We start from the raw sequence: 897 nt of genomic DNA on the forward strand, positions 1-897 counted from the left end.
TTTATTTATAATGTTTTTAATTATATTTTACCATTTTCTACACATGCTTTTCGATAGGCTTTTTTAAGTTTATCGCTTTATTCTTGTCTTTTTTATAAATTTTAGTATTTGCAGATATTTTTTCATTTGTAAAATGTAACGTACTATTATTTTGGTTATGAGCAATTTAATATTTATCTGGTTATTCGATTGGTATACTTCTTATATCATAAAAAAGGAAGGACGATATAAAAATGGCGATTAAATATTCAGCATTAAACCTTGTCCCTATTCGAGAAGGTGACGATGAACGAACAGCATTTAATGATATGGTTAAGCTCGCACAACATTTAGATGAATTATCGTATGAAAGATATTGGATTGCTGAACACCATAACGCTCCCAACCTAGTAAGTTCAGCAACTGCTTTATTGATTCAACATACGTTAGAACATACGAAACACATACGTGTAGGTTCTGGAGGAATCATGTTACCTAACCATGCTCCATTAATCGTTGCGGAACAATTCGGCACGATGGCAACATTATTTCCAAATCGTGTCGATTTAGGATTAGGACGTGCACCTGGAACAGATATGATGACCGCAAGTGCATTAAGACGAGATCAACATGATGGTGTTTATAAATTTCCAGAAGAAGTTTCATTATTACAACAATATTTCGGCCCAGCTCACCAACAAGCATATGTTCGTGCTTATCCAGCAGTAGGTAAAAATGTGCCTTTATACATTCTTGGTTCTTCAACAGATTCTGCACATTTAGCTGCTCGCAAAGGGCTTCCATATGTGTTCGCTGGACATTTTGCACCTCAACAAATGAAAGAAGCTATCGAAATTTACAAAACGTTATTTGAACCTTCTGATGTATTAGACGAACCTTATGTTATTGTATGTTTAA

The 897-nt window shown here is 34.1% G+C and carries 1 protein-coding gene; it reads left to right on the forward strand.

Features of this window, described 5'->3' with window-relative positions; genetic code table 11:
* Nucleotides 1-233: 233 nt before the first annotated feature.
* Nucleotides 234-897: LLM class flavin-dependent oxidoreductase (locus tag IDG60_RS16515; protein ID WP_206160938.1), on the forward strand; the 664-nt coding region annotated here is incomplete at its 3' end.

Source organism: Staphylococcus sp. EG-SA-2, assembly GCF_017152085.1.